The following is a 13,097-nucleotide window of genomic DNA, read 5'->3' as shown; positions in this document are numbered from 1 at the left end:
AGCGCGCTGCGCTCTACCGGGATGGACTGGAGCCGCATCGATCCGGCCGAGATCTGGACCGCCACGCAGGACACCTTGTCGATGCTCGGCCTGTCGCTCGTGTTCACGATCGCGCTCGGCCTCGTCATCGGCGTCCTGCTCTATCTGACGTCCAGCCGCCAGCTGCTCTATCTTCCGGTCGTCTACTCGTTCTTGTCCCTCGTCGTCAATATTCTGCGCTCGGTGCCGTTCATCATCCTGATGATCGCCGTCATGCCGCTCACCAAGGAGATCGCCGGCACGACGATCGGCGTCGCCGGCACGATTCCGCCGCTCGTCATCGGCGCCGCGCCGTTTTTCGGCCGGCTCGTCGAGACGGCGCTGCGCGAGATCGACCGCGGCATCATCGAGGCCGCCCAGGCGATGGGCGCGTCCAAATGGGACATCGTGCGGCGGGTGCTGCTGCGCGAATCCCGGCCCGGCCTGCTGGCGGCCGTCACCGTGACGGCGATTACGCTCGTCTCGTACACCGCGATGGCGGGCGTCGTCGGCGGCGGCGGACTCGGGGATCTGGCGATCCGCTACGGCTACCAGAGGTATCAGACCGAGGTCATGATCGTCGCGGTCGTCGTGCTCATCCTTTTGGTCCAGCTGCTGCAGATGCTCGGCGACTGGCTGGTGCGCAAGATCAGCCGCAAGTGAACCTAGCTATACGATTTTTATTATAGAGAGAACCTACAGGAGGGTTAACCATGAACAAATGGCTCAAAGGAATCACCGTCGCGGCGCTGGCCGTATCGCTCGCTGCTTGCGGCGCCAAAAACGAAGGCAACAACGCTCCGGCTGACAACGCTGCGAACAGCGGCGGCGCGGCTGCCGAGCCGGTCACGCTGACCGTCGGAGCGACCGCGGTTCCGCATGCCGAGATCCTGAACCACGTCAAGGATCAGCTGGCCAAGGAAGGCGTCGACCTCGTCGTGAAGGAGTTCACCGAATACGTGCAGCCGAACGTTCAGCTGTATGAAAAGCAGCTCGACGCGAACTTCTTCCAGCATGTGCCTTACCTCGACGATCAGAACAAAGAGCGCGGCTATGACCTCGTGAAGGTCGTGAACGTGCATGTCGAGCCGATGGGCGCCTACTCCGACAAGATCAAGTCCGTCGACGAGCTTCAGGACGGCGCGACCGTAGCGATCCCGAACGACGCGACGAACGGCGGCCGCGCGCTGGCGCTGCTGGCCGAGAACGGCCTGATCACGCTCAAGGAAGGCGTCGGCATCGCCGCGACGGTGAAGGACGTGACCGAGAACGCGAAGAACCTCAAGTTCAAGGAGCTGGAAGCCGCGACGCTGCCGCGCGTGCTCGGCGAAGTCGATCTGGCCGTCATCAACACGAACTATGCGCTCGAAGCCGACCTGAACCCGACGGCGGATGCCCTCTTCATCGAGAGCAAGGACTCCCCGTACGCCAACATCCTCGTCGCCCGTCCGGACAACAAGGACTCCGAGGCGATCCAGAAGCTGGCCAAGGCGCTCAACAGCGAAGAAGTGAAAACCTTCATCGACGAGACGTACAAAGGCGCGATCGTCGCTGCATTCTAAACGCACATAATAGGAAAGGCCGTTCCCGGAAGTCCGGGAGCGGCCTTTTTTGACATTATGGGTAGCCTTGGCCCCGCGTGCCGGGGAGCCTGCACGTCAGTGGTAAAAATACCACTGGTGGAAGCGCTGCGGCGGAAAAGGCGCCCGTTAGTGGTAAAAGTACCACTGGTGGGGGCGCTGAGGCGGGATTGGCGTAGCAAAAGACCGCTGACGCTTCTCCGAACGGCAGCGGCCCGCTCTGCTTGATTGGCCTGATCGTACTCCGCGTTCAGCCGGAGACGATAGAGATTGCAATGGCCTCAGGCGAGGCGATCAAGCCGTCAGCGAGGTTGAAACCGGATGCGAAGCGGACGGGGGCTCGTGGAGAAGCGGCAGCGGTTCCCTTGGAGGCCGGATTCCTTCCGTTTTGGAAAAATAGAATCAAAGGAATCTGGGCTCCAGGGAGATCGGAACGAGTCCCCGCGCCGCGAAGCGAATGCCGGTTTCGGTGCCGCTCCGCGAAGCGAATACCGGTTTCGAGTCCCCGCGCCGCGAAGCGAATGCCGGTTTCGGTGCCCGCGCCGCGAAGCGAATACTGGTTTCGAATGCCCGCGCGTGTCGATGCTCGCTCCGGTCCCGCTTTTCCGGTCGTCCGCCGAATGTAATCGTCCGCCAGCAGCGCCGTCAGAGCGTCGGCAGAGCCGCCTCCGCTCCGGCAGCGGAGCCGCTCGTCCGGCGCAGCATGGCGCGTGCGATCCAGACGCCGGCCGCGCCGGCCTGGGCGAGGCCGCGCGTGATGCCGGCTCCGTCGCCGCCGCAGTACAGGCCGGAAATCTCCGTCTCCAGGTCGTTCGTGAGCTTCGGACGGGCGGAGTAGAACTTCGCTTCGACGCCGTAGAACAGCGTATGCTCGGACGCGATGCCCGGCGTCACCTTTTCCAGCGCCTCGACCATCTCGATCAGGCTGCGCATCGTGTTGTAGGGCAGCACGAGGCCGAGATCGCCCGGCACCGCCTCATGCAGCGTCGGCTCCAGGAAGCCCTCGCGGATGCGGCTCGCGGTGGAGCGCCGTCCGCGCAGGATGTCGCCGTACTTCTGCACGATGACGCCGCCGCTCGACAGGTCGTTGGCCCGCTGGCAGATCTCGCGCGCGTACTCGTTCGGCTTGTCGAACGGCTCAGTGAAGCGGTGCGAGACGAGCAGCGCGAAGTTCGTGTTGGACGAGCCGAGCGCCGGATCCTTGTAGGAGTGGCCGTTAGCCGCCATGACGCCGCTGTGGTTCTCGACGACGACGTGGCCGGACGGATTGCTGCAGAACGTGCGCACGCGCGTGCCGACGGAAGTGTTGTAGATGAACTTGCCCTCGTACAGATGCTCGTTGATCTCGCGCATGACGACGTCGCTCGTCTCTACGCGCACGCCGACGTCGACCTGGTTGTTGTGCATCTTGAGGCGTCGGCGCTTCAGCACCTCGGTCAGCCAGGCGGAGCCGTCGCGGCCTGGGGCGACCATGACGACGTCGGCTTCATGCGTCTCGCCGCCGCGGATCGTAATGCCGGTCACGCGGTGCGCGCCGTTCTCCTTGACGGTGACGAGATCCTCGACCTCGGTCTTGAAGCGCATGTCGATGCGCGTCTGCAAGTAGTCGAAGATCGACTTCAGAATCGCGAGGTTCTGCTCCGTGCCCAGATGGCGCACCTCGGCGCGCAGCAGCTTGAGGCCGGCGGCGTAGCCGCGCTGCTCGATGTCGCGGATCGTATCGGTCGTCGGATCGGTGATTGCCGTCGTCGCTCCGTGCTCGAGGTTGATGCGGTCGACGTAGCGGATGAGCTCCAGCACTTGAGAAGGAGGCAGATAGTCCGTCAGCCAGCCGCCGAATTCGGTCGTGATGTTGAACTTGCCGTCGCTGTACGCGCCGGCGCCGCCGAAGCCGGCGGTGATCGAGCAGGCCGGCAGGCAGCCGGCGAATTCCTTCTTGCCCGCGGGCGGAGGACAGAGCTGGATCTTCTCTTCGAGAATTGGACAGCTGCGGCGGTCGATCGAGTGGCCCTTGTCGACGAGCAGCACCTTCAGCTGCGGCGCTTTGAGCGTGAGCTCGTAGCAGGCGAAGATTCCGGCCGGACCGGCTCCGACGACGATGACATCATATTTTCCCATGACCTTCATTCTCCTTTGGACGCAAAAATTCCCGGCTGCAAACGGGTATGCGAAAAGCAACCCGTTCGTAGCCAGGAATTTACGGTTCCTTGTAGAGACCCTCGGGCCGATTCCCGAGGATATACGAACGCGCCTATCGGCGACAGTTGATATCGTAGCTCAGGAAAACGGATGTGTCAACGGTGGGGATGAAAATCATTCGCCTATCAGTAGTTTGGAAGAGAGAATGTATAGGTTCCATCGAATAAAATGACCAAAATCCGAACGATGAATCGGCGGCGAGTCTCCAATCAAAGCCGGACGTCCGAAGCGGGCGGAAGCGAACGGAAGCGAATGGAAGCATGTGAAAACCAACGGAAACGCCCCTCGATCCAGGCCGTGGAACGGCCGGAACGAGGGGCGTTTAGGGAGATGGCGCTCGCTATAGCACGCGCGCGGCGGAGACGAATCGTTTCTGATAGCTGCTGTTGAAGCTGCTGATGACGACGCCGTTCACATTGGAGCCGATCGTATTATGGATGAACTTGCCGTCGCCTATGTAGATGCCCACATGGCTGATCTTCGAGGAAGAGCCGCTGCTGCTGCGGAAGAACATCAGATCGCCTTTGCGAAGGCTGTCCTTGCCGACCTTGACGCCTTGCTTGCTTTGCGCCGTCGAGCCCCATTTCAGGCTGACGCCTTCGGAAGCGAACACATATTTCGTAAACGAGGAGCAGTCGAAAACAAGCCGGGACGGCTGGTTCGCGCCATAGACGTACTTGACCTTGCCTCGCAGCGACTGGGCGAAGGCGATGATGCGGTCGGCTTTCGAACTGGCCGAGACGGATGCGGCTGCATCGTCAGCCGAAGCGCTTGCCGCCGATGTCGAGACGGACGATACTGCGGCGGTGCTGGCGGCGGCCGTAGAGGGCAGCGAGAGTCCGGCGACAAGCGTCGCGGCGGCCGTGACGACAAGCAGACGGCGAAGCATCGGATGGTGGTGATGGTTCATGTTGGAGCGCCTCCTTATGCGTTGTGGGCCGATTGTAGCATCGGAGGACGAGCCTGGGTATCCTTCTTAGAAGATCCTAATACAGGAAAATGAAGGCAAAAAAAGCCCGGTCCTGAGCAAGGACCGAGGCTTGGGGGAGAGCGAATTCAGGTTGAAAAGCCGAGCCGCCCGTCTGGCGGGCCGTCAGCCGCCCGTTTGTCAGCGGGCAGGTCCGGTCAGCTTGCCGCCGGCCGGCGAGCGCAGCCCGCTCGCGCCGCCATGCGGCTCGCTGATCGTGCCCGGCCGGCCGGCGCCGAGGCCTAGGGCGACGACAACGACGGAGACGAGCAGCAGCACGGCCAGCACCGGATTCCACGAGCCGGTCCGGTCATGGAGCGTGCCGAGCAGCACCGGGCCGAAAGCGGCGAGAAAATAGCCGATCGACTGGGCCATGCCCGACAGGCGGGCGGCTTCTGCCGCCGTGCGCGTGCGAAGGCCGAAAAACGTCAGCGCCAGCGAAATCGTGGCGCCTTGGCTCAAGCCGAGCAGCGTGATCCAGAGCAGCGACATCGACGCCGAGCCCCAAAGCAGCCCGGCATATCCGCTCAAGGAAAGGGCGCCGGCAATGCCGACGAGAGGCACCTGGGAGCGCATCCGGCTCGCCCAGACGGGAACGAAGAAGGAGGTAGGCAGACTGACCAGCTGCATCAGCGACAGCAGCCAGCCCGCCGACGCCGCGCTGAAGCCGCGCTCGTGAAACAGCACGGGCAGCCAGGTGATCGTCGCATAGAACGTGAGCGACTGCAGGCCCATATACAGCGTGATCCGCCAAGCGAGCGGCGAGCGCAGCATGCGCGCCGGAGACTGGGCCGGAGCGGCGGCAGTCACGCGCTTGGAGCTCAGGCTGACCGGCAGCCAGACCGCGAACGCCAGCGCGGCGAGCAGCGCCCAGAGCAGCAGCGAGCGGCTCCAGTCCCAGCCCGGCAATGCGGCGAGCGGCACCGACGCGCCGGAAGCGATCGCCGCGAAGACGCTCATCGTCACGGAGTAGGAGCCGGTCAGCAGTCCGATCTGTCCCGGGAAGTCGCGCTTGATGAGGCTCGGCAGCAGCACGTTGCTGACGGCGATCGCGAGCCCGAGCAGCGCGGTGCCCGCGAACAGCGCCTCCGTTCCAGGGAGCGCGCGGATCAGCATGCCGGCGAGCAGCAGCGCCAAGCCGTACAGCAGCGAGCGCTCGGAGCCGAGCTTTTCGGCCAGGCGGGGAGCCAGCAGCGACATCGCTCCGAAGGCGAGCAGCGGCAGCGAGGTAAGCAAGCCGGACATCTCGCTGCTCAGGCGATAATCCGTCGCGATCCGGTCGAGCAGCGGACCGACCGAGGTGATCGCGGCGCGCATGTTGGCGGCGATGAGCAGGATGCCGGCGACGGCAAGCCATGTCGGACGGCGTCCGGCAGGCGAGGAATGAGGAATCATGGATAAAGCCCTTCTTTCTGACATGCCTGTCATGACATAAGATGTAAGGTTATAAAACGGCCTGAAACGTACTATAGCGCATCTGGAGCTTTTCGTAAACGGCGGACAGGCTGTTCTATGCGAATGTAAAGCGGTGACGCGGTTGAAGAAGCAGCTCTTCTAATGCTTGCTGCGGTCGCCGGCCGCCTTGCGGACATGAGGGAGGGGCGGCTTTTGTTAGCCTTTCCTGAGCCGCCGCGCCTGACGAGCGGAAGGTTTTCGGGGACGAGCGATAGGATAAGGTCGGCCGCCAACGCTCATACTAATCCCAGACCATGGGCCGATCGCCGCGGTGGACCGCGTGCCGATCCAGCGGCCAGACAGGGGGATTCGACATGCCAGGCAACAGCGTTAAAGGCGAGGACTATAAAAAAATGACGATGTCTCCCAAGGAGTACAAGGCATTCGCTAAAAACCGGGAGCCGGCGCGCTCCGTGCTCGGCAACTGCATTCGCGCGTTCCTCGTCGGCGGCTTCATCTGCCTGATCGGACAGGGCGTCCAAGAATTTTTCATGCATGCCTTCGGCTTCGATGCGGAAAAGGCGGCGAACCCGACGGTCGCGGTCATGATTCTGCTGTCGATCATCCTGACCTGCCTCGGCGTCTACGACAAGATCGCCCAGTGGGCGGGAGCGGGGACGGCCGTGCCGGTGACGGGCTTCGCCAACTCGATGTGCTCCGCCGCGCTGGAGCATCGGAGCGAGGGGCTCGTGCTCGGCGTCGGCGCCAATATGTTCAAGCTGGCGGGCTCGGTCATCGTATTCGGCACCGTAGCGGCTTTTTTTGTCGGCATCGCGCATCTGATCCTCGGCACGGGGGGGCAGTAAGATGAAAAAAGGCAAGCAGACCTGGTGGTTCGAGAACCGGCCGGTCATCATCGGCACGGCGACGGTCGTCGGTCCGGACGAGGGCGACGGGCCGCTCGCGGCCGACTTCGATCTCGTCCATCCGGAGCTCGACCTGCAGCAGAAAAGCTGGGAGAAAGCCGAGCGGCTGCTGCTCGAGCAAGCCTCCGACCTGGCGATCAAAAAATCGGGAATCGCCAAGGACGAGCTGGAATTCTACGTCGGCGGCGATCTGATGAACCAGATCATCAGCAACACGTTCGCGGCGCGCACGCTCGGCGTGCCGTATCTTGGCGTCTTCGGCGCCTGCTCGACCTCGATGGAGTCGCTGGCGATCGCCTCCATGATCGTCAATTCGGGCAACGGCACCCATGTGCTCGCCGGCACCTGCAGCCATAACTGCACGGCCGAGAAGCAGTTCCGCTATCCGACCGAGTACGGCTCGCAAAAGCCGCCGACCGCCCAGTACACGATCACGGGAGCGGGCGCGGCGATCGTCGCTCCGGCAGGCAGCGGGCCGGTCGTCGAATGCGCGACGATCGGCCGCATCGTCGATCTCGGCGTCAAGGATCCGTTCAACATGGGAGCGGCGATGGCGCCGGCGGCCGTCGATACGATCCAGGCGCATCTGACCGACACGGGCCGCTCGCCCGGCGACTACGACATGATCGTCACCGGCGACCTGGCGACGGTCGGCCACCGGATCGCGACCGATCTGCTCAAGCGCGGCGGCGTCCCGATGGAGGAGACGGTGTTCGCCGACTGCGGGCTCATGGTGTACGATGTCGACCGCCAGAAGGTCCAGGCCGGCGGCAGCGGCTGCGCCTGCTCCGCTATCGTCACCTACGGCCATCTGCTCAAGCGGATCGAGAAAGGCGAGCTGAGGCGGATCCTGGTCGTCGCGACCGGCGCGCTGCTGTCGCCGCTGTCGTTTCAGCAGGGTGAGAGCATCCCGTGCATCGCGCATGCCGTATCCATCGAAAGAAACGAGGTGAAGCCATGATCTATCTGTGGGCGTTTGTCATCGGAGGGGCGATCTGCGTATTCGGGCAGCTGCTGTTCGACGTCGTGAAGCTGACTCCGGCGCATACGATGTCGCTGCTCGTCGTGCTCGGCGCGATCGTCGACGGGCTCGGCTGGTACGAGCCGCTCATCAAGTTCGCCGGCGCGGGGGTGACGGTGCCGATTACCAGCTTCGGCAACTCGCTCGTGCACGGGGCGCTGACGGAGCTGCATGATACCGGCTGGATCGGCGTCATCTCCGGCATCTTCAAGGTGACGAGCGCGGGCATAAGCGCCGCGATCATCTTTTCGTTCCTCGCCGCGCTCATCGTTCGTCCCAAAGGGTGAAACCTTTTGGCCGTTCCGCTCGTTGATTGGAGAATCCTCCTCCTGGAGGATTCTCCAATTTTTTTTGCGATGCGAGCGGACTGGGAAATGTTGTTGAGGCATCCCGGTTCCTGTAAACTAATGAGACCAGCGTCCCATGGCGCTGGCTCACTCGATGTAGAATTCGGGAAGGAGTTGTCGACTTGGAAGTCTATGCCCCTCATACGCGGCTGTGCTCGTCCATCCGCAGCAACCTGGAATCCGTCATCCTCGGCAAGGAGCGGGAGATCGAGCTTGTTCTGATCGCGCTTCTCGCCGGCGGCCATCTGCTGCTGGAGGACGTTCCCGGCACCGGCAAAACCCAGCTGGTCAAAGCTCTTGCCCGTTCCATCGGCGGCGATTTCCGGCGCATCCAATGCAATCCGGACCTGCTGCCTACCGATATCACCGGCCTCACGATCTATCATCCCCGCGAAGAACAATTCATTTTCCGTCCCGGTCCGATCATGTCCCATCTCGTGCTCGCCGACGAGATCAACCGCGCCACCACCAAGACCCAGTCCGCGCTGCTCGAGGCGATGGAGGAGAACAGCGTGACGGTCGACGGCGAGACGCACGCGCTTCCCGCGCCGTTCATCCTGATCGCCACCCAGAATCCGATCGAGTTCGAAGGCACCTATTTGCTGCCCGAGGCGCAGATGGACCGCTTCATGATGAAGCTGTCGCTCGGCTATCCCGGCGAGGCGGACGAAAAGCGGATGGTGCTGGGGCGCCAGAGCGGCCATCCGGTAGACGCGCTGGAGCGCGTCGCCTCGATCGCCGACATCATCGCCCTGCAGCAGCAGGCGGAGCGGATCCATGCCGACGAAGCCGTCGCCGACTACCTCGTGCGCATCGTGCGCGGCACGCGCGAGCATGAAGGCGTGCAGCTCGGCGCCAGCCCGCGCGCGGCCGTAGCGCTCATGCGCGCGGCCAAAGCGCGGGCGCTCGTCGAGCAGCGGGAATACGTCATTCCCGATGACGTCAAGCAGCTTTCGCCCCATGTGCTCTCCCACCGGCTGCTGCTGCAGCCTTCCGCCCGTCTGCGGGGCACGCGTCCCGAGACGGTCGTCCAAGATGTCATCGAGCGGACCAAGGCTCCGGTCCGTCTGGAGCGATGAGCATGCGACGGCCGGCCACGGATCGACGCTCCGTCCGAGCGCGGCGCCGCTGGGGGCTGATGGCCTCGCTTTACGTCAGCAGCCTGCTGTACATGCTGTTTCAGGGCGGCAAGACCGCGGTCATGCTGTTCTGCATCTTCAATGGCCTCATCCTTTATCTGATCCTCGGTTATTGGAGCGGCATCCGCCGCATATCGGGCTCGCGCCGGATCGCCGCGACCGCTCCGGCAGGCATGGCCGCGGGCAGCGCCGACAGCCGGGTGCTCGCGGCGGGCGACAGCCTGCGCGTAGAGATGCAGCTGCGGCTGCCCGGCTATTATCCCGTTCCTTATGTGCTCGTGCAGGAGCGTCTCGAACGCAACGGCGGAGAGACGATTCCGTTCGAGGTCAGCTTCGTGCCGGGCATGCGCCGCAGCGGCGCCGCCGACTTCGAGACGCCGCCGCTGCGGCGGGGCGTCTACCGCTTCCTGCCGACGCTCTGCACGACCAAGGACGTCTTCGGCTTCCTTGAGCATGAAGGCAGCTTCGAGGAGGAGATGAGCTTCTCCGTCCGTCCGCGCACGATCGCGGTGCCGGGCTGGGACCGCGTCAGCCGCGGAGCCAAGGGGCATTTTTCCCACTCGGCGGCGCCGCGCTCCTCGCGCGAGACGACGCAGATCAACGGCATCCGCGAGTTCATCCCGGGCGACCGCCTCTCGCGCATCCATTGGGGAGCGACGGCCAAGACCGGCCAGTGGAAGTCCAAGGAGTTCGAGCGCGAAGCGCTTCCCCGCACGATCGTGCTGCTCGACGCCTGCGTCCGCAGCGGACCGGGCGAGGCCGAGCGGTTCGAGACGGCCGTATCGGCCGCCGCCTCGCTGTTCGAGCACGGCATGAAGCGGGGCACGTCGATGGGGCTGTGGTGCTCCTCGGCCGTCCCTGCCGCGCTCAAGGCGAGAAGCGGCGGCGACCAGCTGCATCGCGCGATGGAGCTGCTCACCGAGGCGAGCCGGGACGGCGCCGACCGGCTGGCGCAGGCGGTGCTGCGAGCCGATCCGATTCTGGAAGCGGGATCGATGACGCTGCTCGTGACCGACGCTCCGCCGGAGGAGATCCGGCAGGCGATGAGCTGGCTCGCTCGGCGCGGGCACAACCCGTGCTGTATCCGCGTGCTGGATGAAGACCAGGCCCGCTCCGCCGACGGCTTGTCCGATCATGCCGTCGGCCCGGTGCATGCGATCCGCAGCCTCGAGGAGCTGCCTGAGGCGCTGAGCGGAAGGGAGGCGGCTGCCGATGCTGGAAGCTGAACCGACGCGCGGCCGGATGCGCACCTCGCGCGGATGGGAGCGGCTGCAGCCGCCGGCGCGGGCGCGCTGGTTCCTCGCGCTGTCCGGCGTATTGACCGCCGTCATGATCGCGAGCTCCCTTTCGGTGCTGGAAGAGCTTTGGTGGGAAGAGACGTATACGATCGTCTATGCCGTGCTGGGCGTTGCGGCGCTGCTGGAGCTGCTGCCGGTGCGCCGTCTGCTGCGGCTCGTCCTGCAGGCTGTGGCTGTCGCCGTCATTTTGGTGCAGCTGGCGCCGGTCGATTGGAGCCTGCTGCCGAGACCGGCCGAGATCGGCTTAGGGGAGAGCGTCCGGGCCGCCGCGACGCTGCTGCATCCGTTCTGGGAAATCGCGCTCGCCGTTTGGGCCGTGCATGCGATGTTCGCCGCCTGGAACCGGGCGCGCATCCGCATCGTCGGCTTCACGACGGTCAACCTGCTCGTGCTGGCGATCTCCGACTCGTTCACGCCGATCTACTTGTGGGACAGCGTGGCGATCGTCGTGTTCGCCGGCCTCGTCTGGCTGATCGCCGAGCATTACGCCGGCTTCCAGCAGCGGCATCCGGTCAGCTGGCGGCGGCTGCTGCGATATCCGCTGCAGCTGCTGCTGCCGATCGTGCTCGTGCTGTCGCTCGTCATGGCCGCCGGCCTGGCGGCCCCCGAGATTCCGCCGCTGCTCAAGGACCCGTACACGGCCTGGCAGGAGTCCAGAGGGGTGGCGGTCCAGAACTTCGTCGGCGACAAGGGCATCGCGCCGGCCTCCTCCAAGAAGTCGGCCAAATCCGGCTACAGCCGGGACGACAGCAAGCTCGGAGGCGGCTTCAACTTCGACTACTCGCCGGTCATGGAAGTGTCGTCCACCCACAAGAGCTACTGGCGGGGAGAGACGAAGGATTATTACAGCGGCGAGGGGTGGAAGGCGAGCGAGGCAATCTCAAGCCCCTTTGACCTTCCGCTCGGCACCGATCTTGGCGATCGTCCGGACATCGCCGGGGCGGAGACCGTGATGGTCGACCAGACGTTCACGATGCTGCGCAAGGACAAGTTTCCGGTGCTGTTCGCCGCTCCTTCCGTGCGTTCGCTGAAGCCGCCCGAGCGCGAGGACGGCTCGCGGATGCGGGTGCTGTACGATTCTAGGACGGAAAAGCTGATGCCCGATCCGGGCGGCAATGCCTATCCTTCCAGCTATACGATCCGCTCGGAGCAGGTCGTGCTCTCGGAAGAGCTTAAAGCGGCTCCAGCCATTATGGAGACTGGCATGATTTCCGACTATTACCGCCAGGTTCCTTCAAAAACGCCGAGCCGCGTCGCCGACCTCGCCCGCGAGATTACAGCCGGCGCGGCGACCGACTACGACAAGGCGAAGGCGATCGAGACGTATCTGAGCACGACGTTCCCGTACACGAACGAGCCCGACTTGACCAAGAAAAAGAGCGCCGACTTCGTCGATTCGTTCTTGTTCGAGATCCAGGAGGGCTACTGCGACTACTTCTCGAGCGCGATGGCCGTGCTGGCCCGCTCCGCCGGCTTGCCGTCGAGATGGGTCAAAGGCTACGCTTCGGGCACCGGCACGGTCGATCCCGAGGCGATGATGCGCGGAGGGCGCGAGGCGGCCGAGCGGATGGACCGCGACGGGGCCGATACGTACACGGTGCGCAATTCCGACGCCCACTCCTGGGTGGAGATCTACTTCGAGGGCTACGGCTGGATTCCGTTCGAGCCGACGCCGGGCTTCGCCTTCCCGTACGCTTCGGCCGCGGCCGAAGCCGCGCCGGAGCCGAGCCTCGCGCCGGAGCCGTCCGCAGCGCCAGACGCGACAGAGGCTCCGGCCGAAGCCGCCGGGCCGCTCGTGCCGAGATGGCTGGGCTGGACAGGGCTGGGCCTGTTCGCGGCGGCGGCGGCGGCGCTCGCTTTCCTGCGCCGCGACTGGCTCGCCGCCAGATGGCGCGGCTACCGGACCCGCTCGCTCACGGCCGAGCAGCGGATCGTCTGGGAGACCGAGCGGCTCATCCGCTCGGCGCGCCGCCACGGCCTCGCCAAGGCGGAGCATGAGACGCTGCGCGAGGCGGTGGAGCGCTGGTCCGGCCAGCGCCGCTTCCTCAAGCAGGAGCTGGGTGAAGTGCTCGGCCTGTTCGAGCGCACGAAGTACGGCGGCCGGCCGGCGACGCGCGAGGAAGCCGATTCGTATGCCGCCAAGGTCCGGGAGCTGAGCGGAAGGCTGCGCTCGCCGGGCTGATGCCCGGCCGGCGCGCTTACGCCGG

At 64.8% G+C, this 13,097-nt stretch carries 11 protein-coding genes and 1 riboswitch; of the genes, 8 read left to right on the top strand and 3 right to left on the bottom strand.

The window, feature by feature from the left end; all coding sequences use genetic code 11:
* Nucleotides 1-21: 21 nt before the first annotated feature.
* Together NYE40_RS15780 and NYE40_RS15775 are read left to right on the top strand one after the other, a co-directional pair.
* Nucleotides 22-681: a methionine ABC transporter permease gene (locus tag NYE40_RS15780; RefSeq protein WP_028597167.1), complete on the top strand. Its 660-nt coding sequence runs from the start codon at nt 22-24 to the stop codon at nt 679-681.
* A gap of 50 nt (nt 682-731) precedes the next feature.
* Complete coding sequence (locus NYE40_RS15775) at nt 732-1,580, top strand: MetQ/NlpA family ABC transporter substrate-binding protein (RefSeq protein ID WP_028597166.1); 849 nt, start codon at nt 732-734, stop codon at nt 1,578-1,580.
* A 663-nt stretch (nt 1,581-2,243) separates the two neighbouring features.
* On the opposite strand, the gene NYE40_RS15770 is transcribed toward NYE40_RS15775, so the two are convergent.
* The 3 genes from NYE40_RS15770 to NYE40_RS15760 form a co-directional block, all read right to left on the bottom strand.
* Nucleotides 2,244-3,716: an NAD(P)/FAD-dependent oxidoreductase gene (locus NYE40_RS15770; protein ID WP_043110747.1), complete on the bottom strand. Its 1,473-nt coding sequence runs from the start codon at nt 3,714-3,716 to the stop codon at nt 2,244-2,246.
* A gap of 48 nt (nt 3,717-3,764) precedes the next feature.
* A riboswitch (purine riboswitch) is annotated at nt 3,765-3,863 on the bottom strand.
* A 274-nt stretch (nt 3,864-4,137) separates the two neighbouring features.
* Nucleotides 4,138-4,707 carry a C40 family peptidase gene (locus tag NYE40_RS15765; protein ID WP_052332875.1) on the bottom strand — a complete coding sequence of 190 codons (570 nt, stop codon included), beginning with the start codon at nt 4,705-4,707 and terminating at the stop codon, nt 4,138-4,140.
* A gap of 198 nt (nt 4,708-4,905) precedes the next feature.
* The gene (locus NYE40_RS15760) at nt 4,906-6,159 is read right to left on the bottom strand and encodes an MFS transporter (protein WP_240478903.1); all 1,254 of its coding nucleotides are present in this window, start codon (nt 6,157-6,159) and stop codon (nt 4,906-4,908) included.
* A gap of 374 nt (nt 6,160-6,533) precedes the next feature.
* Between NYE40_RS15760 and spoVAC the strand changes: the two genes are divergently transcribed.
* The 6 genes from spoVAC to NYE40_RS15730 all read left to right on the top strand — a co-directional run bounded on the left by spoVAC (nt 6,534) and on the right by NYE40_RS15730 (nt 13,072).
* Nucleotides 6,534-7,025, top strand: coding sequence for a stage V sporulation protein AC (gene spoVAC, locus NYE40_RS15755; protein WP_028597163.1), 492 nt, complete (start codon nt 6,534-6,536; stop codon nt 7,023-7,025).
* 1 nt (nt 7,026) lies between these two features.
* The gene (spoVAD, locus tag NYE40_RS15750) at nt 7,027-8,046 is read left to right on the top strand and encodes a stage V sporulation protein AD (RefSeq protein WP_339278644.1); all 1,020 of its coding nucleotides are present in this window, start codon (nt 7,027-7,029) and stop codon (nt 8,044-8,046) included.
* The gene (gene spoVAE / locus NYE40_RS15745; protein WP_028597161.1) at nt 8,043-8,393 is read left to right on the top strand and encodes a stage V sporulation protein AE; all 351 of its coding nucleotides are present in this window, start codon (nt 8,043-8,045) and stop codon (nt 8,391-8,393) included. Before spoVAD ends, spoVAE begins: the two co-directional genes overlap by 4 nt.
* A 182-nt stretch (nt 8,394-8,575) precedes the next feature.
* Entirely contained in the window at nt 8,576-9,532 is a 957-nt protein-coding gene (locus tag NYE40_RS15740; RefSeq protein ID WP_052332874.1) for a MoxR family ATPase, read from the top strand.
* A gap of 2 nt (nt 9,533-9,534) precedes the next feature.
* On the top strand, nt 9,535-10,818 hold the full coding sequence (locus NYE40_RS15735) for a DUF58 domain-containing protein (protein ID WP_043110746.1): 1,284 nt from the start codon (nt 9,535-9,537) through the stop codon (nt 10,816-10,818).
* Entirely contained in the window at nt 10,805-13,072 is a 2,268-nt protein-coding gene (locus NYE40_RS15730) for a transglutaminase domain-containing protein (RefSeq protein WP_339278643.1), read from the top strand. The genes NYE40_RS15735 and NYE40_RS15730 overlap by 14 nt, the downstream gene beginning before the upstream one ends.
* The last annotated feature ends 25 nt before the right edge of the window (nt 13,073-13,097 follow it).

This window comes from Paenibacillus sp. FSL W8-1187 (assembly GCF_037965485.1).
Taxonomy (GTDB): domain Bacteria; phylum Bacillota; class Bacilli; order Paenibacillales; family Paenibacillaceae; genus Paenibacillus_O; species Paenibacillus_O pasadenensis.
The sequence above is the reverse complement of the archived record's forward strand: the minus strand, read 5'-3'. Positions and strand labels throughout refer to the sequence as shown.

What these genes read in the sequence shown, in the direction of transcription:
- NYE40_RS15780 (WP_028597167.1), top strand. Translation starts at nt 22, where the DNA reads ATGGACTGGAGCCGCATCGATCCGGCCGAGATCTGGACCGCCACGCAG.
- NYE40_RS15775 (WP_028597166.1), top strand. Translation starts at nt 732, where the DNA reads ATGAACAAATGGCTCAAAGGAATCACCGTCGCGGCGCTGGCCGTATCG.
- NYE40_RS15770 (WP_043110747.1), bottom strand. Translation starts at nt 3,716, where the DNA reads ATGGGAAAATATGATGTCATCGTCGTCGGAGCCGGTCCGGCCGGAATC.
- NYE40_RS15765 (WP_052332875.1), bottom strand. Translation starts at nt 4,707, where the DNA reads ATGAACCATCACCACCATCCGATGCTTCGCCGTCTGCTTGTCGTCACG.
- NYE40_RS15760 (WP_240478903.1), bottom strand. Translation starts at nt 6,159, where the DNA reads ATGATTCCTCATTCCTCGCCTGCCGGACGCCGTCCGACATGGCTTGCC.
- spoVAC (WP_028597163.1), top strand. Translation starts at nt 6,534, where the DNA reads ATGCCAGGCAACAGCGTTAAAGGCGAGGACTATAAAAAAATGACGATG.
- spoVAD (WP_339278644.1), top strand. Translation starts at nt 7,027, where the DNA reads ATGAAAAAAGGCAAGCAGACCTGGTGGTTCGAGAACCGGCCGGTCATC.
- spoVAE (WP_028597161.1), top strand. Translation starts at nt 8,043, where the DNA reads ATGATCTATCTGTGGGCGTTTGTCATCGGAGGGGCGATCTGCGTATTC.
- NYE40_RS15735 (WP_043110746.1), top strand. Translation starts at nt 9,535, where the DNA reads ATGCGACGGCCGGCCACGGATCGACGCTCCGTCCGAGCGCGGCGCCGC.
- NYE40_RS15730 (WP_339278643.1), top strand. Translation starts at nt 10,805, where the DNA reads ATGCTGGAAGCTGAACCGACGCGCGGCCGGATGCGCACCTCGCGCGGA.